The organism is Methylobacterium sp. 1030 (assembly GCF_040544715.1).
Lineage (GTDB): Bacteria > Pseudomonadota > Alphaproteobacteria > Rhizobiales > Beijerinckiaceae > Methylobacterium.
Genome location: NZ_JBEPKM010000014.1, coordinates 133,396 through 159,466 on the forward strand (window position 1 = coordinate 133,396; position 26,071 = coordinate 159,466).

The following is a 26,071-nucleotide window of genomic DNA, read 5'->3' on the forward strand; positions in this document are numbered from 1 at the left end:
GCAATCATCCTGTAGTCCGGGCTTCCGAGAGTTCTCGCGCAACACAGCAGCGAGAATCCACAGATGAATGCGACCGAAGATCTGACGCGACAGGCAGGCCCGCCCGAAGCCCCGACCCGCGTCCCGACCGGCGTCCCGACGCTCACGGTGGCGGAGTTGGAGGCCGACCCGCACGGTGTCTACCGCGCCTGGCGGCCGCGGCTGCCCTTCGTCGGCCACGAGGTCGCGGGCGTCCTCGTCCTCCGCGCCCGCGACGTCGACCTGCTGATGCGCGACCCCCGCGCCCAAGCCACGGAGACGCTCTATCCGGAGTCGCGCGCGATCCCCGAGGGGGCGCTGTTCGACATCTTCGCGCACGGCATGCTCACGGCCAACGGCGCGGTCCACCGCCGGCGCCGCTCGCCCTTCACCCGCACCTTCGCGGCGCGCCTGATCGAGGGCCTTCGGCCCCGGATTCGCGTCGCCGCTGAGGGCCTCGTCCGCGACTGGCTGGGGGACGGGGAGGTCGACCTCGTCGCGCGCTACACCGCGCAGATCCCGGCCCAGGTCATCGCCGACATCCTCGGCCTGCCGCGCGACGACATCCCGCGGTTCACGCACCTCGCCTACGAGGTCTCCCGGGTGCTGAGCTTCACCTTCGGACCGGAGGACATCCCCGATCTGGAGGCGGCGGCGGTCGCGCTGCAGGACTACGTGGCCGGGATCCTCGCCGCGCGCCGGTCGGCGCCCCGCGCCGATTTCCTGTCGCGCTTCCTCGCGGAGACCGAGGCGGCCGGCGAGCTCACGCAGCAGGAGGTGGTGATCCAGCTCGTGCAGATGATCATCGGCGGCACCGACACGACCCGGGTCGCCGGCGCCATGCAGGTGGCGCTGCTGCTGCAGCATCCCGAGCAGTGGGCGGCGGTCAGCCGCGATCCCGACCTGATCCCGGCCGCGGTGGCGGAGTCGCTCCGCTACGAGCCGAGCGCCGGCTCCGCCGGCCGGGTCGCCCGGGAGGACATTCCCCTCGACGGGCACGTCGTGCCGGCCGGAAGCCTGATGCTGCTCTCGACGCTGTCGGCGATGCGGGACGAGACGGTCTACGCGCGTCCCGACACGTTCGACATCCGGCGCACCGACCTCCCGCGCCTCCACCCGGTCTTCGGCGGCGGCGCGCACCGGTGCATCGGCGAGGCCCTGGCGCGGGTCGAGCTGGAGGAGGGACTGGGCGCCGTGCTGCGCCTCGCCCCGCGCCTGCGCCTGACCGGCGCGATGCCGGTCCTCCGCGGCCACAGCGGCATCCGCCGCATCGACGCGCTGCGGGTCGCCGCCTAGCGCCGTTCCCGACCGGATGGGGACGGCGGCGCTCGCCGAGCCCTTCGCCGCGCGTAGCGAGGTCCCTCTCCCGCACGGGAGGGGGACCAGGGCGCGGCTGCCTCGACAGGATCGCCGCCCCTCCGGACCGCTGCGACCCTGTCGCGCCGTCTCCCGCGCGTCCGACGCGCGCCCGTTGCAGCCGTAGCCGCTTCGGCCCCGCGCCGCAGCGACGCCGTAACGGACCGCCCCCAGCCTCGCTCCCGGACGCCCCGGCGAACGCGCCGCGATCGCGGCGCCCTCACGCCCCCCACGGAAAGGACAAGCGATGAAGGTCCTCCTCTGCTCGACGCCCGCCACGGGCCATCTCAATCCCCTCCTCGCCATCGCCCACATGCTGATCGCGGACGGCCACGAGGTCATGGTCCTCTCGGGCTCGGCCTTCCGCGACCGCATCGTGGCGGCCGGCGCCCGCTTCATGGCGCTGCCGGGCGCGGCGGATTTCGACGGCCGCGACCTCCGCGCGGTCGTGCCCGAACTTGCCGAGATCGCGCCGGGACCGGACTGGCTGCGCGTCGCCATGGAGCGCGTGTTCGTCGACCGCATCCCCGACCAGGCGCGCGGCCTGCGCGCGGCGCTCCGGGCCTTCCCGGCCTCGCTGGTGATCGGCGACGACATGTTCTTCGGCGCCCTGCCGCTGCTGCTGGGGCCGCGCGCGGAGCGCCCCGCCATCGTCCTGTGCGGCACGTCGATCCTGCACTGCGCGCGGCCCGACCGGGCTCCGGCCTTCCTGGGCCTCCCGCCGGCCGAGACGCCCGAGCAGGAGGCAGCCTACGGCCGCATCGCAGAGGCCTACGAGGCGGCGGTCGACCGGCCGGTCGGGCTGAGCCTCGCCGCCAAGCTGGCGGAACTCGGCCGGGCCGCCCCGCCCTGGCCGCTGTTCGACGCGGTGGTCCGGCTCGCCGACACCTACCTGCAGCTGACCGTCCCTAGTTTCGAGTACCCGTTCCCGCTGCCGCCGACGGTGCGCTTCATCGGGGCGCTGCCGATCGTCCCGGGGCAGGCGGCGCTCCCGCCCTGGGCGGGCGACCTCGACGGCGCGCGCAAGGTCGTGCTGGTCACGCAGGGCACGGTCGCGAACCACGATTTCGGCCTGCTCGTCGGCCCCGCCCTCCGGGCGCTGGCCGATGAGACCGACATCCTGACCGTGGTGACGGGCGGCGGCCGGGGGCTCGACGCGATCCCCGGCCCGATCCCGGCCAACGCGCGGCTCTCGCCCTACCTGCCCTTCGAGTGGCTGCTGCCCCGGGTCGACGCCATGGTGACCAACGGCGGCTACGGGAGCGTGAACCAGGCCCTGAGCCACGGGATCCCCCTCGTCGCCGCCGGCCTCACCGAGGACAAGGCCGACGTGAACGCCCGCATCGCGTGGTCGGGGGCCGGGATCGACCTCGCCGCGAATGACCCGACGCCGGAGGCGATCCGGAAGGCGGTGCGGACCGTGCTCGACGCGCCCGGCCATCGCCGGGAGGCGCGGCGCCTCGCCGCCGAGTTCGCCGCCTACGACGCCAAGGCCGAGATCCTGCGGCTCCTGTCCAGCCACGGCGACCGCGCGCGCAGCGCCGCCTGAGCGTCCGCCGCACCCGGCGTGGGACCGTCCCGGGACTGTCCCGGCGGGGACGGCCCCCGCATCCGCGCCCATCACGGCACCCGGTCTGGCGGACCGGGTGCCGTTCGCGTGTCGGGGCGACCATTGGGGCGACTGTCGGGGCGACGAGCCCGGACCCGGGTCACGACCGTCCCGGCAACGATCCCGCGCCCGCCCGTCGTTCGCGCCGCGTGTCTGCTGTCATTGTTTTCCGATCCGCCGAAATCGCGGTGAAAGATCGGATTTTTACTTCGGACGCTCCACCACGAGGAGCACGAGATCATGATCTCACACCGCACACGGGCCGCCGCAGCCACCGCGCTCGGGACGATGCTGACAGTCCTGGCGGCCCCGACCGCCGCGCCGGCGCAGCCGGTCCCGCGCTTCGCGCAGCCCGACGTCCCGAGCGTCGCGGCGATCGCCCGGGCACGCCCGTTCCGGACGGATCTAGACCTCCGCTCCCCCGCCGTGGAGCGGGAGCATTCCCGGGCGCAGCGCATCATCGCCCGCGTCTGCTCGCGCTGCTGATGCCCGCGATGGCGCTGCGGGAGCCCCGCGCGGACACGGCGGACGCCTGTTCCGGGCTCGCTGGCGGTGTCGGGCGACGGGCGCGGGCCGTTCCCCTCCGCCGACACCTCGCCGTCGCGGCGGCGGGGCGCGGCCGGCTCCTCGCCGCGGCGCCGCTGCCGCTGCTCCTGGCGCTCGCGGCCACGACGACGCCCGAGCCCGTCACGGTCGGGCTCGGCGGGCTCGCCCTGGCATGGCTCTCGCTGCGGGTGCACCGCCTGCGCGGCGCCGCGTGCGCCGCGACGCGGCAGCGGAACAACCTCGCGCGCCTGACCGCGCCGACGGTCGCCCGATGGGTCGCCGAGACGGATCGCGCCGCCCGGCGCCCCGGCTGGGAGCAGGAGGCGACGGTGCTCTTCGCCGACATCCGCGGCTTCACCCGCCTCTGCGAGGGCATGGCGCCCGGCGAGGTCGCGGCGTTCCTCGCCGCGTTCCGGTCCCGTGCCGCGCGGGCGATCGAGGCGGCGGGCGGCTTCGTCGACAAGTTCGTCGGCGACGAGGTGATGGCGGTGTTCGGCGTGCCGGACGCAGCGCCCGGGGATGCCGGTCGCGCCGTCGCGGCGGCCCGCGCGCTCGCGGCCGCGATGGCGACCTGGAGCCGGGAGCGCGGACAGGCCGGCCTGCCACCGGTGCGGGTCGGCATCGGGCTGCATCGCGGCCCGGTCTTCATCGGCGTCATCGGGGCGGAGCGGGTCGAGTTCACGGCAGTCGGCGACACCGTCAACGTGGCCCGTCGGCTGGAACAGATGACCCGCGCGCTGCCCTGCGACTGCCTCGCCTCCGAGGCGGTCGTCCGGGCGGCGCCGTCCGGCGGGGCGCGGATCGTGGCTGTCGGGCCCGTGCGCGGCGGCCGCACCGTCCTGCGCCTGTTCACCCTCCGGCTCGATCCGGCCGGGACGCGTGCGGACTGAACCGACGCCTCCTGAAGACCCGGCGGGGTAGGGGGCGGCGACTGCGTCCCGTCCCGCCGCCGTTCCGGATGCCACCCTCAGGCGCGGGGCCGGTCGGCGAGGTCGTCGAGGTCGACGCGCCGGGTGATCCCCAACGCGTCCAGGAAGGCCGCGTCGTGGCTGACGACGAGGAGCGCGCCGTCATAGGCCGCCAACCCGGCCTCGAGAGCCTCGACCGCGTCCAGGTCGAGGTGGTTGGTCGGCTCGTCGAGGATCAGGAGGGGCGGGGGCGCGCGGTTGCCGAGCACGCAGGCGAGGGCGGTCCGGACCCGCTCGCCGCCGCTCAGCGCCGCGACGGGGCGGTCCGCGGCCGCCGCCCGGAACTGGAACCGCGCCAGCGCCGCCCGGCACCCGTTCGCGTCCTCCTCCGGGTTGAGACGCGCGAAGTTCTCCGCCACGGTCCGGTCGCGATCGAGGAGGTCGAGGCGCTGGTCGAGCAGCGCGGCGCGCACCCCGACCGAGACGCGGCCCGACCACGGGCTGAGGCGGCCGGCGACCAGCGCGAGCAGGGTCGACTTGCCCGAGCCGTTCCGCCCGCGGAGGGCGACGCGCTCCGGACCCGTGACCGCGAGGGACACGTCCCGCAGGACCGGCTGACCCGGCCGGTAGCCGACCGTCACGTCGGTGAGCGCGAGGACGCGCCGGTCGGCGTGGAGCCCGCTCGGCGGGAGCGCGATCGCGGCCGGCTTCACCGCCGCGATCCGGTCCCGGGCCTCCGCCAGATCGGCCTCGGCGCCGGCGCGCTGGCGCTCGGTGAGGCGCGCGCTCCCGCCCGCCGTCCGCTCCGCGTTGTCCCGGCGAGCCCCGGCCAGGATCCGGGGCAGGTCGCCCTTCGCGGAGCGGCGGTGCCCGGCCGCGTCGCGGCGCTGCTGGCGCTCGACGCGCTCCTGCGCCCGGCGGGCGAGGTCCGTCGCCCGCTTCTCGGCGACCGCGAGGTCGTGCTCGGCCGCGGCGAGACGCGTCGCCTTGGCCTGCCGGAAGGCGTCGAAATTGCCCCGGTAGCGGGTCGCTTCCCCCGGCGCGAGGTCCACGATCGCGTCCATCGAGTCGAGCAGGGCTCGGTCGTGGCTGACCACGATCGCGCCGCTGCGCCACCCCTGCAGAAGTTCCTGGACCGCCCGCCGCCCGTCGCGATCGAGGTCGTTGGTCGGCTCGTCGAGGAGCAGGAAATCCGGCGCGGCGAAGATCGCCGCCGCCAGCGCCGCGCGGGCGCGCTGCCCGCCGGAGAGGCGCCGGAGCGGCGTGTCGGGGTCCACCGCCACGCCCATCCGCGCCAGCGCTCCCGTCAGGCGCTCCGCGAGCGTCCAGTCGGCGGCGGCGAGCTCGTCGGCCTCCGCCGCACCGGCCTCCGCGCGACGGAGCAGCGCCAAGCCCGCCGTCGCGCCGAACAGGTCGGCGACGGTCTCGTCGGCGGTCGGGCCCGCGAACTGGCGCAGCAGGGCGACCGTGCCGTCGCGGTGGATGCTGCCGCCCGTCGGCGCGAGGCGGCCCGCCAGGATGTTCAGGAGCGTGCTCTTGCCAGCGCCGTTGCGGCCGGCGATGCCGGTTCGCTCCTGCCCGAAGCTGGCGGTGATGCCGGAGAGGACGGCGCGCCCGTCAGGCGCGGTCCACGCGAGGTTCAGGAGGGCGAGCTGTGCTGGCATGCGGAGAGACGGTCCTGGCGACAAGGCGGGGCGGCGTTGCAGTCAGGGTCAGTCTCATCGGCGTCTCGGCTCCGGCGGGGGGGCCTCCGTAGCGCCGGTCGCGGCCTCTCGCAACGCCGCGGCCGTCGCTTTTTGCGGCGGGATGTCACAAACCGGGATGCTGCATCGTCCTGTCGCCGACCGGGACGCCGGAGCGGCAGGGTGCCCCTCGGCCCGGTCCGCGCGGGAGACAGACGTCATGAAGATCGTGGTGATCGGCGGCAGCGGCTTGATCGGCCGGCATCTGACGGCCGAGCTGAAGCGCGCGGGCCATGAGGCCGTCCCCGCCTCCCCGAGCACGGGCGTCGACGCCGTGACCGGCGCCGGCTTGGCCCAGGTTCTCGTCGGCGCCGACACCGTGGTCGATGTGGCGAACGCGCCCTCCTTCGAGGAGGCGGCGGTGCGCGACTTCTTCGAGCGCTCGAGCCGCAACCTCCTCGCCGCCGGCCGGCAGGCGGGCGTCAAGCACCACGTCGCCCTCTCGATCGTCGGCGCGGACCGCGCGGACGGCAACGGCTACTTCCGGGCGAAGGTCGCGCAGGAGCGGCTGATCGCGGCGTCGGGCCTTCCCTACACCATCGTCCGCGCCACCCAGTTCTTCGAGTTCGTCGCGACGATCGCCGAAGCCTTCGCGGTCGGGGAGCGGATCCTCGTGCCGGACGCGGATTTCCAGCCCATCGCGGCGGCGGACGTGGCCGCGGCGCTCGCCGCGGTGGCGGTCGGCGCGCCGGTCGACGGGACGATCGACGTCGCGGGGCCGGAGCGGCTGCCGTTCCGGGCGTTCGTCGCCCGGCGCGCGGCGGCCGCCGGCGACGGCCGCGCGGTGACGGTCGACGCCGCGGCCCGCTACTTCGGTGCCGCGCTGGCGCGAGGCTCCCTGGTCCCCGACGACGCGGCCGCGGCCCGCCTCGGGGATACGCGCTTCGAGACCTGGCTCACGACGGCATGACGGGACCCGACCTTCCCCGCGGGCGGGCTCCGCCCCGACGCGATCAGGCCTCCGGTCCGGTCATGCCGCCGGGGCGCGGGGACGGGACCGCCGCCTTCGAGGCCCACCGTCCCCGGCTCCTGCGCATCGCCTACCGCATGCTCGGCTCGCGCAGCGAGGCCGAGGACGTCGTGCAGGACGCGTGGCTGCGCTGGGTCGCGGCGGACCGGAGCGGGGTCGCGGCGCCCGACCGGTTCCTCGCGCGCGTCGTGACGCGCCTCTGCCTCGACCAGATCAAGTCGGCGCGCGCGCGCAGGGAGAGCTATGTCGGCCCCTGGCTGCCGGAACCGCTGATCGAGCCGCTGGTCGAGCCGGGGGCGGACGGCGTGGACGAGGACGACCTCACGCTGACGCTGATGCTCGCGCTCGAGCGGCTGTCTCCCTTGGAACGCGCGGCCTTCCTGCTCCACGACGTGTTCGGCCTGCCGCTCGGCGACGTCGCGGAGACGCTCGGGCGAACGGCGCCGGCCGTGCGCCAGCTCGCGGCGCGCGCGCGCCGGAACGTCCGGGCCGCGCGCCCGCGCTTTCCCGTGACCCGCGACGAGGGCGAGCGCGTCGCCCGGGCGTTCTTCGAGGCCTCCGCGAGCGGCGATGTCGCGGGGCTGCGGACGCTGCTCGCCGACCGCGTGACGCTCTCTTCGGACGGGGGCGGCAGGGTGCTCGCCTTCGTCAACCCGATCCGGGGGCTCGAGCGCCTGCTCCGGCTCTACGCGGGCGCGCGGCGCAAGTGGGGCGACGGCCGGGCGGCGCTGGTCGGGTTCGTGTGGATCGACGGGCTTCCGGGCTATGTCACCCGCGAGCGCGGCGGCCTCCTGCAGACGACGGCCCTCGCGATCGAGAACGGCCGGGTCGACGCCATCTACATCACGCGCAATCCCGACAAGCTCCACCACGTCGCGCGCGCCGTCGCGGCCGGCCCGGGACCCGGCGACGCGGCCGGGCCTGCGGCGCGCCGGTCTTGACGATCCGCCCCGCGGCGCGGCTTGCATGGCGCGCGGCGGGCCCTCGCGGCGCCGCTGGTGAAACGACCCACGCGGACTGATCAACCATGCCGGCGCGCCCGCTCGTCCTGTTTCCCGATCCCCGCCTGACGCGCCCGGCCGAACCGGTCGACGCGTTCGACGCGGCCCTGCGGGCCCTCGCCGACGACGTCCGGGACACGCTCATGGCCGAGAGCGCCATCGGCCTGACGGCCCCGCATATCGGCGTGGCCGCGCGCCTCGTGGTGGTGCGGATGTCGCCGGACGAGAGCGCCCGCGTCTACGTGAACCCCGTCGTGTCCTGGGCGTCCCCCGACACGGAGGCCCACGATGAGGGCAGCGTCAGCATGCCGGGGGTGCGCGAGCGGATCACCCGGGCCGCCCGCATCCGCCTGAGCTACCGCGACCTCGACGGGTCCGCCCACGAGGAGGAGACCGAGGGCTTCCCGGCCGCGGTCCTCCAGCACGAGATCGACCAGCTCGACGGCGTGTTCTGGATCGCCCGCCTGTCGCGCCTGAAGCGCGAGCGACTGCTGAAGCGGTTCGGGAAGGGCCGGCCCGCCTGATCCGGTCGGGGCTCGCGGCGGGCGTCGGCACCCCGCCGCGGCGCGCTGGCAGAGCCGGCGCGGGGCGGGCTACCATGGGCGCGACCTCGCCGACCCTCCGGACTCGTCCCCTCTGAACGGACCCTGCGCATGCATCCTGCCGTGGCCGCCGCCAACGCCTTCAGGGCGGTTCATGACGCCGGTCAGGTCCCGGACTACGAGCGCATCCTGCGGCAGGGCTACAGCCGCTTCCTCGCTCCGGGGGATGTCGTCGTCGACGTCGGCGCCCATACCGGGCTCCACCTCGTCGCGTTCGTCGACATCGTCGGCCCGACCGGCAAGGTCCACGCCTTCGAGCCGATCCCGTTCCTGATGAAGGATCTGGTGGGGCGTTTCGGCCGACGACCCGAGGTCGAGCTGCACGACGTCGCCCTCTCCGACGCGGCGGGGCGCACCGATTTCACGGTCGCGAGCGTGCCCGGCGAGAGCGGGCTCCTCGCCCGCTACTTCAGCAGTCCCGCCATCACGTCCAAGACCATCAAGGTCAGGACGGAGAGGCTCGATACCGCCCTCAGTCACGTCCCCGCGGTGGCCTACATCAAGATGGACATCGAGGGCGGGGAGTTGAACGCCCTGAGCGGCGCGGCCCAGCTCCTCCGGCGATGCCGCCCGATCGTCAGCGTGGAGTACGGCTGGGCCGGCTACTCCGCCTACGGGCACGCGCAGGATTCACTCTACCGGTTCGCCGAGAGCCACGGCTACATCTGCGCGGACATCACCGGAAACCTGATCGACGATGCGAGCACGTGGCTCGCGGTCAGCGACTACGTGACGTGGGATTTCTTCCTCGTCCCGCAGGAGCGTCGAGCCGACTGGGCCGCCCTGTTCGCGCGCCGCCCGGAGCCCGGACCCGCGTGATCCGGACCCGCGTGATATGGACCCGGGCGGAACGGCGCGGCCGGACCGTCCGCGCGGCGGAACAACGGCTCCGCATGGTGCGTTGCACGCTCCCACCTCTAGGCCGTCCGGCGCGGCCAGCCACCCACCGTGCCCAGTCCCGAAGGTCCACCAGGATCGCGCGCAGGGTATCTCAGATCAACCCGCGTGAAGGGTCGTGACCGTGCCGAACTCGCGGCAGCCGTTTCAATCCTCGTCCGCCGCCAGCGCGCCGCTGGCGAGCCTGCGGCGTGGGTCGGGCCAGCTCTTCGAGAGCGAGCGTCGCCTCAACGCGGTCCTCGACAACGCCTCGGTGTCCATCTTCCTGATGGATGACCGCCAGCACTGCATCTACATGAACCGCGCCGCCGAGCAGTTGACCGGCTGGACGCTGCGGGAAGTCCTCGCCCGCGATTGCCCGCTGCACGACATCGTCCACCACACCTACCCGGACGGAAGGCCCTTCCCGCTGGAGGAGTGCGCGATCGACCGCGCCTTCCCGGAGAACAATCAGGAGCGCGGCGAGGAGGTGTTCGTGCACAGGGACGGGCACTTCTTCCCCGTGGCGTTCACTGCCAGCCCGATCCGCGACGACGCGACCAACATCATCGGGACGATCATCGAGGTCCGCGACATCAGCGAGGAGAAGGCGGCCGCCGAGCGCCAACGCCTGCTGATCAACGAGCTCAATCACCGGGTGAAGAACACTCTCGCCACGGTGCAGTCGATCGCCGCGCAGACCTTCCGCGGGCAGACGGACCAGACGACGCGCGCCGTCTTCGACGCCCGGATGGCGGCCCTGTCCAACGCCCACAACGTGCTGGTCGAGGACAATTGGGAGAGCGCCAGCCTGCGCGGCGTGGTCGAGCGGGCGCTCGCCCCCCACCTTTTGGCAGAGGTCGATGCCGGCCGCTTCCGGTTACAAGGGCCGGACGCGCGACTGCACCCTAAGGTGGCAGTGACGCTGGCAATGGCCCTCCACGAGTTGATGACCAACGCGGCGAAGTACGGCGCCCTGTCGACGCCCGAGGGCGGGGTCGCGGTGACCTGGTCCCTTCACGATCGCGATGACGGCCGTCAGCAGCTCGACCTGCTCTGGGAGGAGCGGGGTGGCCCGCCAGTCACGCCCCCGACCCGGAAGGGGTTCGGCTCACGGCTCATCGAGCGGCAATTGCCGCTGGAGTTCGACGGCAGCGCGGCGATCACCTTCGCGCCGGCGGGCGCGACCTGCCAGATGCGGATCCCGCTGACCCAGCTCGGCTGGATCGGCCAGGAGGCGGTCGAAGGGCCGCGCGCGCCATGACGCCGCTCGCCGGACGCCGGGTCCTGCTGGTCGAGGACGAGAGCCTCGTCGCCATGCTCGCCGAGGACATGCTGCTCGACCTGGGCTGCGAGGTCGTGGTGGCGATGCGCCTCGAGCAGGCCCTGGCCCATGCCCGGACCGAGGCGTTCGATCTGGCGGTGCTCGACGTGAATCTCGGCGAGGCGCGCAGCTACCCGGTCGCCGACCTGCTGCTGGCGCGCGATACGCCGTTCCTGTTCGCCACCGGGTACGGGCAGCACGGCCTGGACGCCGCCTATCAGGCGGTTCCGGTGCTCCAGAAGCCCTACCAGGCGGCGCCGCTCGAGCATGTTCTGCTGCGCCTGTTGAGCCGTGAGGGGCCGAACCGCACGGGCCCGACCGGCCTGCCACCCGCCTGCCGCTGTCGGGCGTCCGAGCCCGCCCACAGGCAGTTCCGCGCCGATCCGATCCGCTGAGGCGCCCGGGCCGGCGCGGGACCGGAGCGACCGAGTACGGCGCCGACCGGCGCGGAAGGGCACCACCGTGATCGATCTCAACACGGCGACGGCCGAGGAACTGGACAGCGTTCCGGCACTCAAGGGCCACGGCTTCGAGATCGTGCGCTACCGGGAGGAGCGCGGCCGGTTCACCAGCCTGCGGCAGCTCGACGAGGTGCCGGGCCTCAGCGGCAAGACCGACGGTGTCGCCGATCAGGTCACGATCGCGGACAGTCCTTAGCGCCGGTCCCGACCGGTCCGGCGCGGATCTCGGTCAGGCCCGAGATCCGTCGGGAGGGGTCTGCTCTCGCGGAGCGCCCGGTCGGGGATCAGGTCCGTCCGGACGAGGCACATCCGGACCCAGCGGCTCCACGGCGCGCTCCACCTCGAAGCGTCCTGCCGCTCCCCAACGCCCTCCCGCACGGGGGAGGGGGCACGGCGCGGCTGACATGCTTTCGCCGCCTGTCCGTGTGATGGGCTGCGCGAGCGGCGTGAAAGCCGCGCGGGTCGACGACGCCCGCGCAAGCCCGAGCTTCGAGAAGCAACGATGGACATGCAGGTCGAGAAAGCCCAGGGCCGGCCTCTGAAAGGCATCGACCGGAACAAGGTGATCGCGCAGTCGCTGCGGCAGTTCGCGCGCCTCCCGGGCCTGCCCGACACCAAGAAGGGCGTGCGCTCGTACCAGAGCCACGTCAAAAGCGACCCCTGGCTGCCGCTCCTGTTCGTCGTCTGCTTCGTCCTGCCGACCCTGGCCGCCGGGATCTACTACGGGCTGATCGCCTCCGACCGCTACGTCACCGAGGCGCGGTTCGCGATCCGGCCGACCATCGGCACCGCCGACAAGGCGACGCCCGACACGGTCGGCACGAATGCCGGTGTGATCAAGGCGACCGTCGCCCAGGAAACGCTCATCGCGCAGGAGTACATCCACAGCCGGCCCATGGTCGAAGCGGTCGCGGCGGAACTCCCGATCCGCGCGTGGTTCGGTCGGGACGACATCGACATGTTCTCCCGCTTCAACCCGGAGAAGCCGGTCGAGAAGTTCCTGCGGTACTGGCGCCGCCGGGTCGACGTCGACGTCGAATCGGCGTCCGGCATCATGTCGCTGACCGTCGAGGCCTTCGATCCCGACGAGTCGCTCGCCATCACCAAGGCGGTCATGACGGATACGGAGCGGATGCTGAACGACCTCAGCCTGCCGTCCCGGAAGGACGCCCTCGACGTGAGCACGCGCGTCCTGAAGCTCGCGGAGGAGCGCGAGGCCAAGGCCAACGCCGCCCTGAACGAGCTGCGCAACCGCGAGGGCGTGCTCGACGTCATCAAGTCGAACACCGCCACCATCAAGTCGGTCTCGGAACTGCGGGAGACGCGCACCAAGCTCGCCGTCCAGCTGGCGGTGCTCCAGCGGGACCTCGGCCCGCAATCCCGCAGCATCGTCGACCTGAAGCAGCAGATCGGCGATCTCGACGCGAACATCGCGCGGGTCCAGCAGCAGCTGGCCGGCACCGCGCCGACCGAGAAGCGGCGCCTCTCGGACGCGCTCACGCGGTTCGAGGATCTCGAGCACGAGCGCGAGAATGCCGAGAAGTATCACCGCGACGTGCAGCTGGCCTATGACCGGGCCCGCATCGTGGCCCAGCAGCAGGTCGTGGCCCTGGTGCCGATCGTCGAGCCCATCAAGGCCGGATCCTCGACCGAGCCGCGCCGCATCCTGATGACGAGCATCATCACCGCCGGCGCCGCCGTGCTGTTCGCGGCCGCGATGTTCACCCGCCGCATGCTCATCACCTGATCCCGAGCCGGGTCGGCGCGCGGACGCGGTCGGGACGGTCCGCGGCCCGCCGGCAGCGCCGACGAAAAAGCCCGCCGCGGCGAACCGGGCGGGCTGAGGGAGTGCTTGGGAGGAAGCGCAACCGTACGGCGGGCCCTGCTGGCATGCCAGATGCCGAATCGCAGGGCAGGTCTGCGAAATCGGGCGGTCTCCCGATGGAATACTTTTCCTGAACGCCTTAATAGGCCGGGCCGACGGACTCCGGGGCCGCCCGCGAAGATCCTAGGCGGCCGCCGCCCGGGACCGCGTCCGCTCCTCGAGGCCGCGGATCGTCGCGGCGAGCAGGCTGTCCAGGGCGTCGCACGCGTCCGCCCGCTCGGCGCAGGCCGCGTTCCGCGCGTCCTCCTCGATGACGCGCAGCCGCGCCACGAGGCCGCGCGCGCCGACATTCGCGCTCATCGACTTGAGGCTGTGCGCGGCCCGGGCGATCGCCGGCTGGTCAGAGGCGGCGAGGGCGGCTCTCAGACCGGCGAGCGCCACCGGACCCTGCGCCCGATACAGGTCGAGGACGCGGTCGAGGAAGGCGCCATCTCCGAGGCCGAGCAGCCCGTCGATCACCTCGGCGTCGATGAGGTCGTCGGCGGCGTTCGCGACGGCCGGCGCGGCGAGCGGAGCGACCGGGGCCGGCGTCACGGTATGCGCCGCGGCGGCAGCCGGCGCGACGCGGAGCGCCGGGACCTGCGCCTGCAGCAGGTCGGCGAGCTGCCGCAGCGTGAAGGGCTTCAGGAGCGTCCCGTCCATGCCGGCCGCCGCCGCGGCGTCGGCGGCCTCGCCGAGGACGTGCGCCGTGAGGGCGACGATCGGGACGCGCCCGCCGGTGGCCGCCTCGCGCTGCCGGATCCGCCGCGCGGCCGCGAAGCCGTCCAGGACCGGCATGCTGCCATCCATCAGGATCAGGTCGAAGCGTTGCGTCTCGGCGGTCGCCACTGCCGCGGCCCCGTCCTCGACGGTCACCACATCGGTCACGCCGCAGCGGGCCAGCGCCTCGAGGGCCACCTCGCGGTTGACCGCGCTGTCGTCGGCGACGAGCACCCGCGCGGCCGGGAATCGCGGGAGTGCCTCGTCCGTGCCGGCGGGCGAGGGCGGGGAGGCGGCCGCGGCGAGGGTGTCGCCCGCGGCCAGCGCCGCCAGGACGGGCTGCCACTCCGCCTGGGTCACCGGCCAGCGCAGCACCGCGTCGGCGAGACCGGCGCGGAGCGCCGCGTCGGCCGCGCCGTCGCCCGGTCCCGCGACCGCGAGCACCCGCACGGCCCGGTCCGGCCGGCGGCCCGCCGCCACGAGGGCGGCCGCGTCGCCGATCCAGTGGTCGGCGGCGCTCCCCGGCGCGACCGGCGCGAAGCCGGCCGCGCGCAGGCCGGCCGCGAGGGCGGCGCGGGTGGCGGGACCGGCCGTGTCGAGCGCGATCGCGGCCGGCACCGCGTCGCGGCGCCGGACCGGGCGGGCCGGCTCGGCGACCGTGACGGGGATGCGCGCCGAGAAGGTCGAGCCGGCGCCGACGCGGCTCGTCACCGCCACGGTGCCGCCCATCGCGGCGACGATCTGCTGGGCGATCGAGAGCCCGAGGCCGGTGCCGCCGAACCGGCGGGTCGTCGACTGGTCGGCCTGCGAGAAGGCCGAGAAGATCGTCGCCAGCTTGTCCTGCGGGATGCCGATCCCGGTGTCGGAGACGGCGATCACGAGGCACCCGTCGGCGGCATCGACCGTCATCCGGACGGCGACGTGGCCAGCCTGGGTGAACTTCAGCGCGTTCGACACGAAGTTGCTCAGCACCTGTCCGAGGCGGACCGGGTCGCCGAGGATCGCCCGCGGCACCTCCGGCCCGACCTCGGCCGCGAGGTCGAGCCCGGCCGTCCGGGCCCGCTCGGCGAAGAGCGTCACCGCGGTGTCGGCGAGTTCGGCGGGGCTCACGGGCACGCGCTCGAGCTCGAGCTTGCCCGCCTCGACCTTCGCGAAGTCGAGGATGTCGTTGATGATCGCTAGGAGCGACCGGCCGGACCGGGCGATGACCTCGGCGTAGCGGCGCTGGCGCGCCGGCAGGTCGGACCCCGCCAGCAGCTCGGCCATGACCAGGACGCCGTTCATCGGGGTCCGGATCTCGTGGCTCATCGTGGCCAGGAAGGCCGACTTGGCGGCGTTGGCGGCGTCGGCGGCCTGCTTGGCCTCGCTCAGGTCGGCCGTCCGGGCGCTGACCTCCGCCTCGAGGTGGGCGCTGTGAGCGGCGAGGCGGTGATCGCGCTCGTTCACCGCTGAGAGCAGGTCGTTGAAGGTCCGCGCCAGCGCGCCGACCTCGTCGTCGCCGCCCACGGGCGCGCGCTGCGCGTAGTCGTGGCGCAGGCGGACCGCCTCCATGGTGCGGGCGAGGGCGGCGAGCGGGCGCGTGACGCTGCGCTGCAGGTAGAGCGACACGCCGACGCCGATCGCGACGGCGAGCAGCGCCGCCAGCGCGGCGTTCTGCGCGGCGGCCCAGAGATGGCCGAGGATGTCGTCGGTCTCGCCGATCAGCACGACCCGGCCGACCGGGACCCCGTTCTCCACGATCGGCGCGGTCGCCTGGAGGCTGCGGGTGGCGAGCAGGTGCAGGAGCGACAGGTCCGCGCCGTCCTGGGCGGCGTCCCGGGTCAGGCGCAGGCCGATCCCCTGCTCGGCGAGCACGGACCCGTCCGGACGCTCGATCGCCCCGTAGACGATGGACGGCACCTTGCCGATCGCCCGCAGCGACGCGTCCGCCCCGTCGGCGTCGCCCGCCGCGGTGGCCCGGGCGCCGCCATGCGCGAAGACCTGCGCGACGGCTTCCAGCGCCGCCTGCTTGTCGGCGGCGTAGCGGGCGACCTCGCGCCAGACCGACAGGGCCGCCGCCAGGACGAGCGCCGCCGTGACGGCGCCGGTCACCGCCAGAGCCAGCCGGCCCGCCAGGGAGCGCCTCGGCCTCAGCCACGCGAGATGCACGCTCGGCTCCTTCAGGTGGCCCGGTCGGGCCCGATCGCGGGGAGGGACGGGGAGGGGCGGTAGGGCGACGGTACCGGGGAGCGGATCAGGCGGCGGCGCGCAGGCAGGTCCGCGCCACCGCGTCCCAGCCCGCGAGGAACGCCTCGACGCAGCGCGGGTCGAAGTGGCGGCCGGCTTGGTCCGCCACGAAGGCCCGCGCCCGCTCGAGCGGCCAGGCCGCCTTGTAGGGCCGCTCGGTCACCAGGGCGTCGAACACGTCCGCCACAGCCACGATGCGGCCCGAGAGCGGGATCCCCTCGCCGCGCAGGCCCTTCGGGTAGCCGGTGCCGTCCCAGCGCTCGTGGTGGCTCTCGGCGATCTCGGCGGCGAGCCGCACGACGTCGGAGGTGCTGCCCTCCAGGATCCGCCGGCCGCGCTCGGCGTGCTTCTCCATCTCGGCGCGCTCCTCGGCGGAGAGCGGTCCGGGCTTGAGCAGGATCGCGTCGGGCACGCCGATCTTGCCGACGTCGTGCATCGTGGAGGCGAGCTTCAGGATCCGGATCTCCTCCGGGCCGAAGCCGAGGTTCCGGGCGATGACGCCCACGTAGCCCGCCACCCGGGCGATGTGGTCGCCGGTATCGGTGTCGCGGTGCTCGGCGGCCCGCATCAGCAGGGCGATGATCTCGCGCTCCCGCGCCTCGATGACGGCGACCGCCGCCGCGACCTCGCGGGCGAGCCACGCGGCCCGGTCCTGCTCCTGCCGGTGGGCCGCGCTGATCTTCATCAGGTTGGTGATGCGGGCCTGGATCTCCACGGGATCGCAGGGCTTGCCGAGGAAGTCGGTCGCGCCCGCGCGCAGGGCCTCGTGGCGCAGGCTGCGCTGGTCGAGGCTCGTCACCATCACGATCGGCACGTGCGCGAAGCCCGGGACCGCCCGCGCCGCCGCGATCACCTCGAGGCCCGTCAGGCCGGGCATGTCGTAGTCGGTGACGACGACCCCGATCCGGTCGACATGCGCCCGCAGGAAGTCGAGCGCCGTCACGGGACACGTGAAGGCGACCGGCTCGCAGTCGGCCACGGGCTTGAGCGCCTGCATGATCAGCAGGTTGTTCATCTCGGAATCGTCGAGGATCAGCGCGAGCACCGTGTCACTCCCAGGCGACGAGTAGTCGACGCAGGATCCGCATCGCGTCCTCTCTACTGGGACAGCAGCAGCTTGCCCGAGAGGGGTCCGACCCCCTTCGGCACCGGCACGCTGGTCCCGTCGTAATTCGCGTTCAGATAAAGGTTCGGGCCCTGGTACAGGTTGACCTGCTGGGCCACGATCACCGTGTAGGCCGACTGGTCGGCGACGGGCTTGTCGGCGTCGATCACCACGCGGCCGGCCGGCAGGTAGAGCGTCCCCAGCATGGTTCGCGCGTTGTCGCTGATGATGCGGTAGGTCCGCATGGGCTTGGTCGCGGCCAGCGGCGGCGGGGTCGGCGGCGGTGGCGGCGGCGCAGGCAGCAGCGGCGTGACGGTCTGGTCCACCAGGCCGGCGAGGATCGCCGCGGGGTCGACGGGATCGCTGACCGAGCGCTCTTCCATCATCAGCAGGCCGGCCATGGGGCCGGTGGTCGGCGCCGACAGGCTGACCGTGGTCTTCTTGTCGAAGAGCAGACCGCCCTTGTTGCCGGTGAAGTAGAAGGCGACGTCGGTTCCCGTCATGACGGCATTCTTGTCGACGATGAGCGGGCCGTCTTTCATCACGTAAATGCCGGCGCGCAGCGTCACGGAGGCGTTCTTGGTGATGTACAGGCCGCCGCAATAGGTGCCCGGATCGAGGGTGGCGCTCTGGTCGACGAGGTTGCCGGAGGTGTCGCGCTTGCTGTTCGCCGAGGACGGGATCGCCGTGCACGCGCCGACCGGCGGCGCCGCCCGGTCCCTCAGGGGGTCCTGGATCGGCGGGCAGCCCGTCTGCGGCGGCGGCGCGAAATTCGCGCGGGCGCCGTCGAAGCCGCCCGCCGTGCAGATTGTCTGCGCCCGGGCATAGGCGCTGTCCTTGCCGACCATGCCGCGCGGGCTCTGCGAGTTGCTGTAGAGCGAGCAATCCTGGGCGGTCACCTCGGCGCTCTTCTCCAGCTCGAACGCGCCGGCGGCGAGCGGGTCCAGCGTCAGCAGGCACAGGCGCATCTTGCCGACGACGCGGACCGTCGAGCGGACCGAGACCTTGACGGTGGGCACTCCGACGAAGCCGCCGAAGGCGAGCTTGACGGTCTCGTCGACCGTCGTGGCGACGCTGGTCTTGTCGTCCGCCACGTCGACGCGGAGGGCGTAGGGGCTCTCGGGCCGCGGCGCCGCCTGGGCGTGGACCGTGTCGACCACGATGCTCTTGGCCGCCGCCGAGGTCGAGACGGCGAGCTTGAGGTAGTTGCCGGCCGCGAGGACTCCGGCATCGGCCGCGTTCTGGAGCTGGCTGCGCCGCGAGGCGAGGCGGGCGTAATCGATGCCGCCCCCGGTCAGGCCGAGCAGCACCACGGCGCTCAGGCCGAAAGTCAGGGCGACCGAGCCGGACCGGTCGGTCAGGGCCCGCGGGCCGGCGCGGAGCACTCTCCAGAACAGGGAAATGGACGCGTCTCCCAGGGCGGGACCGGATCGGCGGCTGCGGCGGCACCGGCCACCGAACCGTTGGTCTAAGGCACAGCTCCTAAAAATCCGTGGCGTCCGAGCACCGCGAAGCTATCGCCACGCGATAGAGCCGCCTTTAGCTGTGAACAACTTCTATATGCGGCCGCACAATGCCCAGCACCGTCTCGACGACTGATCGCCTCACCGGCCGGCCGCCGAATGAACACAACAGCACACAACCTCAGGGTGAATTCGCGTCCTCATCACATGTCGCGGCCGCAAAATCTTGCTGAACCCGCAATTTCTACCCAGATTTGAACCGTTTTTAAACGGCCTCATCATAGGGTTATTTTCGTCCGCGCCTCTACGGCCGGACGGCCGCAGGCACGAACCTGCAGAGTTCGTTTGGCATGATGGGCATCTTTCGGCGCGTCGCGACCGTCCGCCGTCCGGGCGGGACCGAGGGCCGCGCCGGCACGGCCGGACGCGTCCGACGGTTCGCCGGCCACCGGACCGGCGCCTCCGCGGTGGAGTTCGCGCTCCTGGCCGCGCCGTTCCTGGCCCTCCTGGGCGTCGTGGCGGAATCCGGCGTCATCGCCATCGAGCAGCAGACGCTGGACATCGCGGTCGACCGGAGTGTCCGGCAGCTGCGAACCGGCACCTTCCAGGACGGCTCCGACGGCGGCGATCCGAGCGAGCGCCTCCGCAGGATCGTCTGCACCGGCCCCTCGGCGCTGTTCCCCTGCGCCGACCTGCGCCTCGACGTCTCCCGGACGCCCTCGTTCTCGACCTCGCAGCCGGCGGAGCCGTTCGACAAGACCACGAAGACCTGGACGCCGGGCTTCGGCCAGCGCTTCGAGTGCCCGCAGGGCGGCGACACCGTCACGGTCCGGGTCGCCGTGCCGGTGATGCGGCTGTTCCAGATGCTGGATTTCACCGGCCGGATCATGGCCGACAAGACTCAGCTGCTGGTCACGACCGAGATCTTCCGGGCCGAGGATTACGAGCCCAAGCCGTGCTGAGCGGTCGCCTGCGCGCCCACCTGATCCGCCTGATCGGCGACCGGGAGGGCGTGAGCGCGATCGAGTTCAGCGTGATCGCCCCGATCCTGCTGCTGATCCTGATGGGGTCGATCGAGCTGCCCCGCGCCTACATGATCGGGAAGCGGCTCGACAACGCGGCGGCCACGATGGCGGACCTGATCTCGCGCGGCAGCTACGCCGACCTCAAGCCGGTCTTCGCCGCGACGAGCGCGATCTCCAACCCCTACGACGTGAGCCGGGCGAGCATCGTGCTCACGGCGGCGGGCACCTACAGCGACGGCAGCTCGGCGGCGACCAAGGTCTGCTCGAGCGCCGAGTCCAACGGACAGGCCCGCACGGCGGGCTCCTCGCTCGGCGCACCGCCCGCCGGGATGACCCGGAACGGCGACCGCTTCGTCGTGTCGGAAGTCACGATGACCTACCACCCGATCTTCCCGGTCCTCTCGAACCTGACGCGGTGGACCTTCCGGTACAAGAAGATCTGGCCGGTGCGCGGCGGCGAGATCTACAACGGGCAGAGCGAGGTGGTTCTGCCGGGGGGAAAACCCTGCCCGGCCTGACGGCTAGGCTGACGCTTCGTACCGGCCCGGCTTTGCGGCCGGCGCCACCGGATGACCCGGTGACGCCGGATCGCGGACACGCCCCGCCTCAGCGGGCCGGGACCGCGGTGGCGACGACCCGGCGCGAGGCCGGGCTCGCCGGGACGAGACGCGGCGTCGTGGCCAGCTCGGAGGCCGGCCGCACGGCGGCCGTGGGACGCGCCTGCTCGCGATAGAGCGGCGGGGTCAGCGCGATGCTCTCGTCGGCGCGAGCGGCCCCGATCATCGGAACGGCAGCGAGGGCGGCGAGAACGATGGTGCGAACGGTCATGATCTGAAGTCCTCTCGTTGTCCGGGGCGTGCCCGGCTTCGAGGGGATATCTACGCTGCAGAGCAACATGATCCAAACAGATGCAATCGATTTCTATTATCGATATTGTCAATGATGGATCGCCGGTGAAACTGCCGGTCGGCGCCGCCGTCTTCCTGGCTCGCATTCTGCATCCCCGGCCCGCCGAGCGGCCGGCGCGGAGTGGAGACGTTGCTGGACTTGGACCGTGACCGGGTCGTCCTATGACGGACGGCCCCAGCGGGCGGGCCGAGTTAATGCAAAATTAAAACTCCCCCCCGAATGTCGGGCGCGCGGTCGAAAATCTTCGAAATACCAGAGGTTTAGCGCGTAAAACTTTATCTGTTCGCGCGGAAGGAGACGGCCCGTTGCTGGTTGCGGCCCTGCTTTTCGCGGTGGGCATATGGGAGGGCTGGCGGTATCGGGCATCGGTTCTGATGGCCAGCTCGATGCTGGTCACCCTCGGGTGGCTGGCCCTCTCGATCTTCGTCTGGGCTCAGTTCGACGCCGAGAAGGTGCTGCTGCTCTTCGCCTACCTCACCGCTCTCCAGGCCGGCTATCTCGTCGGGGCCTATATCAGCACCGATACCGGCCCGAGCCGCTGACCGGTCCGGCGACGCCGCCGGGATTGGGGTCCGGCCGGCAGACGCATACTCGGCGCGGGCTCAGTGGCCGAGCGCGACCGGGATGCTGAGATCGACGATCCCGTCCACACCCAGGAGTGCGGCGGGCGGCGCGGGCGCCGGACTGATCCCCTGCACGGCGCGGAGCGCCCGTTGATCGAGCTTCGCCGAGCCCGAGCTCTCCTCGATCTCCGCGCCCTGAACCGCACCGTCCGCGGCGATCTGCACGTGGACGACCACGGTTCCGCGGCCACGGCCCGGTCCCGGCCGCGTCCCGGCGCGGTCCGCGGCATCGATCCGCGTGACGAGGTCGGAGAGCCAGGCACGCGCTGCGGGTCCCGGTGCGGTCCGCGCCGCCACCGCCGCCGACGAAAGGGCGAGGCCGAACACGACGGCAGCGGCGATCAGGGCGCGCGGCAGCATGGGGAGCGGCGACATGGGGAGCGGCGACATGGGGAACGGCGGCTCCTCGAGCCCGGGATCGGGGATCGACCCTACGCGCAGAGGCGGGTCCCTAGCGACCCCGTCCGCCGTCCGCCGTCACGAGACAGCGGTGGATTTCCGGCCCTTCGGTCCCGCGGCGGCCAGCATGATGTCGTCGCTGCCGACCTCGAGGCCGGTGTAGCCCAGCATCTCGGCGAGCTGCGTCCGGGCCCGCCAGACCCGGCTCTTCACCGTGCCGATGCGGCACTGCATGACGGCGGCGGTCTCCTCGTAAGTGAGGTTCTCGATCGCCACGAGCACCAGCGCCTGCCGCATCGGCGGCGCCAGGCGGTCGAGGGCGGCCTGGACGTCGCTCAGGTCGAGATGGCCGCCCTGCTCGGGCAGCGAGACCATCCGCTCCGCCTGCGCGCCGTCCTCGTCCTGCACCTCGCGCCCACGCTTGCGGTGCTCGTTGTAGAACTGGTTGCGCATGATGGTGAACAGCCACGCTTCAAGGTTCGTGCCCGGCGCGAAGCTCGCGCGCGAGCGCCAGGCCCGGAGGAGCGTGTTCTGCAGGAGGTCGTCGGCACCGACATGGCTGCGCAGGAGCGAGCGGGCGAAGCGCTGCAGGTTCGGCACCAGAGAGAGGAGCGAGGCCTGGAACGCCTTCTCGCGCCCGTCCTGCGCCCGGCCGAAGGCGCCGTCGAGCAGCCTCAGCAGTTCGGCGAAGCGATCCGCGATGGTCGGCTCGACGTTGTCCTGCGCGTAGGTCGCCGCGAGCAGATGGCCGAGGTGATACTGCACGCTGTCGGGGAGCCGGGGGCCCTGCGCGTCGATTGTATCAGCGTCGAGCGAGAGTTCGAGCATGATAGCCGATCACCTGAAGGGTACGAAAAATCGCGTGGCGCCATTAATCGCTGAATACGCCGCATCCGCCGCAACATAGATCAGCGGATGGGCACATCTTCGGATCAATATATGCTGGCATCCGCGACAATCGCGACAGAGATGTCGACGGAAAGAGGGAGTTCGATGACGTCATACGCACCGGAAAACTGTTCGCCGCACGGCCGTATCTGCGGCAGCGCACGCGAAGATCTCGCTGCTGCGAATGCCCGCCCCGAGCGGGGCGGCCGCAGGACGCTCTCGACCGCGGGATCGTGCCCATGACCCGGCTCTCGGATCTCGAGGACGATCCCGCCTTCCAAGAGGCCGTCCTCGCCGTTCGGGGCGCGGCCAGCACCCTGAGCGGCCGGGCCGTGACCGTCGAGGAGGCCCGGTTCCTCGTCGGCATCGCCCTGACGACCTTCGCGCATGCCGGCGGTCTCGAGGAGCCCAGCCGCAGCCGGCTGGCCCGTTTCTCGGCGCGCATCGGGCCGGGCACCGTCGTCGAGACGCTGACCAAGCACTGAGCGTGGGCGCCGGGGGGTGCGGGCCGGCGCCCCGGCCTATCCGGCCTCCGCCATGGCCGCCCGCAGAACCCGGAGGAGGTCCGCCATGACCGCCTCCCGGTCCGGATCGCGCGCCGCGAGGCGGAGCCCCGCGGCGACGTGCTGGTCGATGATCAGGAGGCCGACCTCGCGCAATGCCGCGGTGGCGGCCCGGATCTGCTGGATCTCGTCGAGGCAGTGCCTGTCGGCCTCGACCATCGCCCGCAATCCTCGAACCTGACCCTCGATCCGCGCCAGTCGCCGGACCAGCGGGGCGCGCTCCGCGTCGGTCCGGGCGAGGCAGACACGACCGTCGACGAGCGTGCCGCGTGTCACCGTCCTGCGAGCCACCTGTTCCCGTCCGCGCGCGGGTCGTGGCGCACCGGAGCGCCGCGACCTCGGGTGAGCCGTCCCGGCCGGCGGATCAGCCGATCTGCTGGCTCTCGGCACCGCTGTCGGGCCGAGCCGGGCCGAGCACCGGCTCCTCGCCCATCGGCTGGTTCTGGACGACGCTGAACTCGCCCTTGCCGTCGAGCGACGGGCCCTGGGTCCAGCGCCCGGCCGGCGGCGGCGAACCGTCCGCCGACGTCGAGAAGAAGTTGTAGTTGAACTTCTGGTTCTCCTTCTCCTGCGGGAAGGAGTTCGGGATCGGCAGCGTTCCGGCGTGGCCGCCGAGTTCCTCGATCACCGCCAGCCATTGCTGCTGGTGCATCGTGTCCCGGGCGATGAGGAAGCTCCACATGTCGCGCATGCCCGCATCGTTGGTGGCGTTGTAGAGCCGCACCGCCAGGACGCGCCCGGTGCTCTCGGCGGCGACGTTGCAGTACATGTCGGCCGCGATGTTGCCGCTGGCGTAGATGTGGCTCATGTCGAAGGACTGGCCGTCGGAATTACCCGGGAAGGCGGCCATGCCGGTCGACAGCAGCGTCTTGTGCAGCATGCCCTCGGCGATGTGGCGCGGGTTCTCGCCGCCCATCACGGCACCGACGATCGCGTCGGCCGCCCCGGCCTCCTGGACCTTGGTAGGGGCGTTCTCGAGGTTCAGCGCCACCGCAGTCGCGAGCATCTCGATATGGCCGATCTCCTCGGTGGCCGTATTGAGCAGCATGTCGCGGTACTTGGTCGTCGGGGCGCGGTTCCCCCAGGCCTGGAAGAAGTACTGGAAGGCGACCCGGATCTCGCCCTCGATGCCGCCAATCGCCTGCTGGAGCATGCGGGCGTAGATCGGGTCGGGGCTGTCGACCTTGACCGGGTACTGAAGCCGCTTGTCGTGATAGTACATGATGTCTGTCCCTCGCGAGAGGCACGGCGTGCTCAAGCCCACCGTACGATCGGCCGTCGGCCCGGTACTCCGTGGGAGCATCGCGCCTCGCACCCTGTCCAACCCCGCCTCGGGACCACGGTTCGATCTTTCGCGAATTTTATAACGATCAATATTTGACCGAACGAATTTTCCCGCGTCGCCCCAGGGTATTGTCGTGAAAATCCACGATCAGGGCCGCGCCTAACCGGCCAAAATTACACAATGTAAGTTAAGGGCGCCTCACCCATGTTAAGGGGGCGCCGCGAATGACCGGATCAGCGGCCCCTTTCTCTGCCCGCGATGCGCCGCGTGAGGGCGCTCGGTGGTCGGACAGGGGACAGCTCTCTCGGGATCGCCGGGCGCGCGCGGCGCGGCCGCGGAACGCGCCGCTCTACGGGCGCCTACAGGAGCCCGGTGCGCCGGGCGAGCATGATCCCGAAGGCGAGGCAGGCGGCGAGGCTGACGGCCAGCATGGCGACGTTGGTCCAGAACCGGACCGGCCGGCTGGACCCGTCGATCCCGCTCGCCCGCAGCCGCACCCACGGCACGTAGAGGTAGAGGGCGATCAGCGTCAGGATCAGGAACGCGAAGGTGGCGACCCGCCCGGTGATCAGGGCCGCGCCGGCCAGGACCGCCCATCCGATGACGAGGCCCAGCATGGTGAACAGGGCTGTCGAGTTCACGTCCGCGCGTCCCCTTCAGCGGATGGTGTCGGCCGGGCAGCCGACGCGATCCTCAGTCTGCGACGGGTTCCGCTAGGGAACCGTTAGCATCGTCCGAACTGATTGCGAGATCGGGAAGGTTTCTGGTGCTGCGAGAGAGGATTGAACTCTCGACCTCTTCATTACCAATGAAGTGCTCTACCACTGAGCTACCGCAGCAGGTGACCGGGGCGCTCCCGCGAGGGCGTCTCCGTCCGGCCGAGTGGGGCCATAACGGATCGCCGCCGGGTTGGCAACGCCGTGTTGCGCTTCCGCGCCGTTTTAGGTGCGCGATGCGGCCCGGATCAGGGCGGCGAGCCCGGGCTCGGACACGGCCTCGGCGGCGTCCGACGGGGTAAACCATCGGAGTTCCCGCTGGCGCGCCTCCGGGAAATGCTTGAGCTGCTTGCGCACCTCCAGCGGAAACACCTTCACCTGGCACAGGACGGTGTCGAGGTTCCTCAGACGCTTCTGGTAGAGGTACAGCCCGATCGGCCGCTTGCCGACCGCACCGCGCAGGCCGGCCTCCTCGTAGGCCTCCCGCGCGGCCGCCTCGAACGGCTTGCGACCCTTCATCGGCCATCCCTTGGGGATGACCCAGCGGCGGCTCTCCCGGGAGGTCACCAGCAGGATCTTGGTCTTGCCGTCCCGCCCGTGCCGGAACGGCAGGGCCCCGACCTGCCGGCGCGGCTCGCCGTCCTCCTCGAGGACGGTCACGGGCGCACCCGGAGACGCGGGACGCCCCTCCGATCCGACCGGATCGACGGCGCGCGCAGGCTGTGAGCGGGCTGGGGGATGATCGGATCCTCGGTCGGCAGCTCACGACAAGCTACACGGCGCGCCGGCTCATTCAACTTGCAATAGTCGAACGCCCCGGCGTGTCCGTGACCCCGCGGCGCTCCTGTCATCTCGTGCTCGGACGGCCGGCG

Annotated in this window: 27 protein-coding genes and 1 tRNA gene; 16 read left to right on the top strand and 12 right to left on the bottom strand. The window is 72.4% G+C overall.

Annotated features, from left to right (window positions below):
- The first annotated feature begins 63 nt into the window (after window positions 1-63).
- The 4 genes from ABIC30_RS20930 to ABIC30_RS20945 all read left to right on the top strand — a co-directional run bounded on the left by ABIC30_RS20930 (window position 64) and on the right by ABIC30_RS20945 (window position 4,419).
- Complete coding sequence (locus ABIC30_RS20930) at window positions 64-1,314, top strand: cytochrome P450 (RefSeq protein WP_020092195.1); 1,251 nt, start codon at window positions 64-66, stop codon at window positions 1,312-1,314.
- 307 nt (window positions 1,315-1,621) lie between these two features.
- A complete protein-coding gene (locus ABIC30_RS20935; RefSeq protein WP_020092196.1) occupies window positions 1,622-2,923 on the top strand; it encodes a glycosyltransferase in 1,302 nt (433 codons plus the stop codon).
- Between the two features lie 300 nt (window positions 2,924-3,223).
- Window positions 3,224-3,469 carry a hypothetical protein gene (locus ABIC30_RS20940; protein ID WP_020092197.1) on the top strand — a complete coding sequence of 82 codons (246 nt, stop codon included), beginning with the start codon at window positions 3,224-3,226 and terminating at the stop codon, window positions 3,467-3,469.
- A gap of 8 nt (window positions 3,470-3,477) precedes the next feature.
- Window positions 3,478-4,419, top strand: a complete 942-nt coding sequence (locus ABIC30_RS20945) for an adenylate/guanylate cyclase domain-containing protein (protein WP_020092198.1) — start codon at window positions 3,478-3,480, stop codon at window positions 4,417-4,419.
- 77 nt (window positions 4,420-4,496) lie between these two features.
- Here the strand turns inward: ABIC30_RS20945 and ABIC30_RS20950 are convergent, their stop codons facing one another.
- On the bottom strand, window positions 4,497-6,101 hold the full coding sequence (locus tag ABIC30_RS20950; protein ID WP_354456057.1) for an ATP-binding cassette domain-containing protein: 1,605 nt from the start codon (window positions 6,099-6,101) through the stop codon (window positions 4,497-4,499).
- A 238-nt stretch (window positions 6,102-6,339) separates the two neighbouring features.
- Here ABIC30_RS20950 and ABIC30_RS20955 point away from each other — a divergent pair, with 238 nt between their 5' ends.
- The 8 genes from ABIC30_RS20955 (at window position 6,340) to ABIC30_RS20990 (ending at window position 13,160) form a co-directional block, all read left to right on the top strand.
- Window positions 6,340-7,089 (top strand): SDR family oxidoreductase, encoded by a 750-nt coding sequence (locus tag ABIC30_RS20955; protein WP_020092200.1) that lies wholly within the window; start codon window positions 6,340-6,342, stop codon window positions 7,087-7,089.
- Between the two features lie 62 nt (window positions 7,090-7,151).
- A complete protein-coding gene (locus ABIC30_RS20960; protein ID WP_020092201.1) occupies window positions 7,152-8,090 on the top strand; it encodes a sigma-70 family RNA polymerase sigma factor in 939 nt (312 codons plus the stop codon).
- Window positions 8,091-8,176: 86 nt separating this feature from the next.
- Window positions 8,177-8,674, top strand: a complete 498-nt coding sequence (locus ABIC30_RS20965; protein ID WP_020092202.1) for a peptide deformylase — start codon at window positions 8,177-8,179, stop codon at window positions 8,672-8,674.
- A 129-nt stretch (window positions 8,675-8,803) separates the two neighbouring features.
- Window positions 8,804-9,571 (top strand): FkbM family methyltransferase, encoded by a 768-nt coding sequence (locus ABIC30_RS20970; RefSeq protein WP_020092203.1) that lies wholly within the window; start codon window positions 8,804-8,806, stop codon window positions 9,569-9,571.
- 202 nt (window positions 9,572-9,773) lie between these two features.
- The gene (locus ABIC30_RS20975) at window positions 9,774-10,892 is read left to right on the top strand and encodes a sensor histidine kinase (protein WP_042675188.1); all 1,119 of its coding nucleotides are present in this window, start codon (window positions 9,774-9,776) and stop codon (window positions 10,890-10,892) included.
- Complete coding sequence (locus ABIC30_RS20980; RefSeq protein WP_354456058.1) at window positions 10,889-11,347, top strand: response regulator; 459 nt, start codon at window positions 10,889-10,891, stop codon at window positions 11,345-11,347. The genes ABIC30_RS20975 and ABIC30_RS20980 overlap by 4 nt, the downstream gene beginning before the upstream one ends.
- A gap of 67 nt (window positions 11,348-11,414) precedes the next feature.
- Window positions 11,415-11,609 carry a helix-hairpin-helix domain-containing protein gene (locus tag ABIC30_RS20985; protein ID WP_020092206.1) on the top strand — a complete coding sequence of 65 codons (195 nt, stop codon included), beginning with the start codon at window positions 11,415-11,417 and terminating at the stop codon, window positions 11,607-11,609.
- 306 nt (window positions 11,610-11,915) lie between these two features.
- Window positions 11,916-13,160 (top strand): KpsE/RkpR family capsule polysaccharide export protein, encoded by a 1,245-nt coding sequence (locus ABIC30_RS20990; protein ID WP_020092207.1) that lies wholly within the window; start codon window positions 11,916-11,918, stop codon window positions 13,158-13,160.
- Window positions 13,161-13,421: 261 nt separating this feature from the next.
- On the opposite strand, the gene ABIC30_RS20995 is transcribed toward ABIC30_RS20990, so the two are convergent.
- From ABIC30_RS20995 to ABIC30_RS21005, 3 genes are all read right to left on the bottom strand, one after another.
- Window positions 13,422-16,145 (bottom strand): hybrid sensor histidine kinase/response regulator, encoded by a 2,724-nt coding sequence (locus tag ABIC30_RS20995; protein WP_020092208.1) that lies wholly within the window; start codon window positions 16,143-16,145, stop codon window positions 13,422-13,424.
- An 85-nt stretch (window positions 16,146-16,230) separates the two neighbouring features.
- Complete coding sequence (locus ABIC30_RS21000) at window positions 16,231-17,268, bottom strand: HD-GYP domain-containing protein (RefSeq protein ID WP_020092209.1); 1,038 nt, start codon at window positions 17,266-17,268, stop codon at window positions 16,231-16,233.
- Between the two features lie 53 nt (window positions 17,269-17,321).
- Window positions 17,322-18,713: a TadE/TadG family type IV pilus assembly protein gene (locus ABIC30_RS21005; protein ID WP_020092210.1), complete on the bottom strand. Its 1,392-nt coding sequence runs from the start codon at window positions 18,711-18,713 to the stop codon at window positions 17,322-17,324.
- 428 nt (window positions 18,714-19,141) lie between these two features.
- Between ABIC30_RS21005 and ABIC30_RS21010 the strand changes: the two genes are divergently transcribed.
- Both ABIC30_RS21010 and ABIC30_RS21015 read left to right on the top strand, forming a co-directional pair.
- Window positions 19,142-19,753 (top strand): TadE/TadG family type IV pilus assembly protein, encoded by a 612-nt coding sequence (locus ABIC30_RS21010; protein ID WP_020092211.1) that lies wholly within the window; start codon window positions 19,142-19,144, stop codon window positions 19,751-19,753.
- Entirely contained in the window at window positions 19,747-20,334 is a 588-nt protein-coding gene (locus ABIC30_RS21015) for a TadE/TadG family type IV pilus assembly protein (RefSeq protein ID WP_020092212.1), read from the top strand. The genes ABIC30_RS21010 and ABIC30_RS21015 overlap by 7 nt, the downstream gene beginning before the upstream one ends.
- Before the next feature lie 88 nt (window positions 20,335-20,422).
- On the opposite strand, the gene ABIC30_RS21020 is transcribed toward ABIC30_RS21015, so the two are convergent.
- Window positions 20,423-20,644: a hypothetical protein gene (locus ABIC30_RS21020; protein WP_020092213.1), complete on the bottom strand. Its 222-nt coding sequence runs from the start codon at window positions 20,642-20,644 to the stop codon at window positions 20,423-20,425.
- A 455-nt stretch (window positions 20,645-21,099) separates the two neighbouring features.
- Between ABIC30_RS21020 and ABIC30_RS21025 the strand changes: the two genes are divergently transcribed.
- The gene (locus ABIC30_RS21025) at window positions 21,100-21,267 is read left to right on the top strand and encodes a hypothetical protein (protein WP_020092214.1); all 168 of its coding nucleotides are present in this window, start codon (window positions 21,100-21,102) and stop codon (window positions 21,265-21,267) included.
- A 60-nt stretch (window positions 21,268-21,327) separates the two neighbouring features.
- On the opposite strand, the gene ABIC30_RS21030 is transcribed toward ABIC30_RS21025, so the two are convergent.
- Together ABIC30_RS21030 and ABIC30_RS21035 are read right to left on the bottom strand one after the other, a co-directional pair.
- A complete protein-coding gene (locus tag ABIC30_RS21030; protein ID WP_354456059.1) occupies window positions 21,328-21,738 on the bottom strand; it encodes an energy transducer TonB in 411 nt (136 codons plus the stop codon).
- 87 nt (window positions 21,739-21,825) lie between these two features.
- A complete protein-coding gene (locus ABIC30_RS21035) occupies window positions 21,826-22,575 on the bottom strand; it encodes a sigma-70 family RNA polymerase sigma factor (RefSeq protein WP_020092216.1) in 750 nt (249 codons plus the stop codon).
- 299 nt (window positions 22,576-22,874) lie between these two features.
- On the opposite strand from ABIC30_RS21035, the gene ABIC30_RS21040 reads away from it, so the two are divergent.
- Entirely contained in the window at window positions 22,875-23,120 is a 246-nt protein-coding gene (locus tag ABIC30_RS21040) for a hypothetical protein (protein ID WP_020092217.1), read from the top strand.
- Between the two features lie 36 nt (window positions 23,121-23,156).
- On the opposite strand, the gene ABIC30_RS21045 is transcribed toward ABIC30_RS21040, so the two are convergent.
- The 5 genes from ABIC30_RS21045 to ABIC30_RS21065 form a co-directional block, all read right to left on the bottom strand.
- Window positions 23,157-23,474 carry a metal-sensitive transcriptional regulator gene (locus ABIC30_RS21045; protein WP_026604783.1) on the bottom strand — a complete coding sequence of 106 codons (318 nt, stop codon included), beginning with the start codon at window positions 23,472-23,474 and terminating at the stop codon, window positions 23,157-23,159.
- Window positions 23,475-23,562: 88 nt separating this feature from the next.
- On the bottom strand, window positions 23,563-24,420 hold the full coding sequence (locus ABIC30_RS21050; protein WP_020092219.1) for a manganese catalase family protein: 858 nt from the start codon (window positions 24,418-24,420) through the stop codon (window positions 23,563-23,565).
- A gap of 422 nt (window positions 24,421-24,842) precedes the next feature.
- On the bottom strand, window positions 24,843-25,124 hold the full coding sequence (locus ABIC30_RS21055; protein ID WP_020092220.1) for a hypothetical protein: 282 nt from the start codon (window positions 25,122-25,124) through the stop codon (window positions 24,843-24,845).
- A gap of 123 nt (window positions 25,125-25,247) precedes the next feature.
- A tRNA-Thr gene (locus tag ABIC30_RS21060) sits at window positions 25,248-25,322 on the bottom strand.
- A 102-nt stretch (window positions 25,323-25,424) separates the two neighbouring features.
- Window positions 25,425-25,859 carry an NUDIX hydrolase gene (locus tag ABIC30_RS21065; protein WP_020092221.1) on the bottom strand — a complete coding sequence of 145 codons (435 nt, stop codon included), beginning with the start codon at window positions 25,857-25,859 and terminating at the stop codon, window positions 25,425-25,427.
- Window positions 25,860-26,071 lie beyond the last annotated feature (212 nt).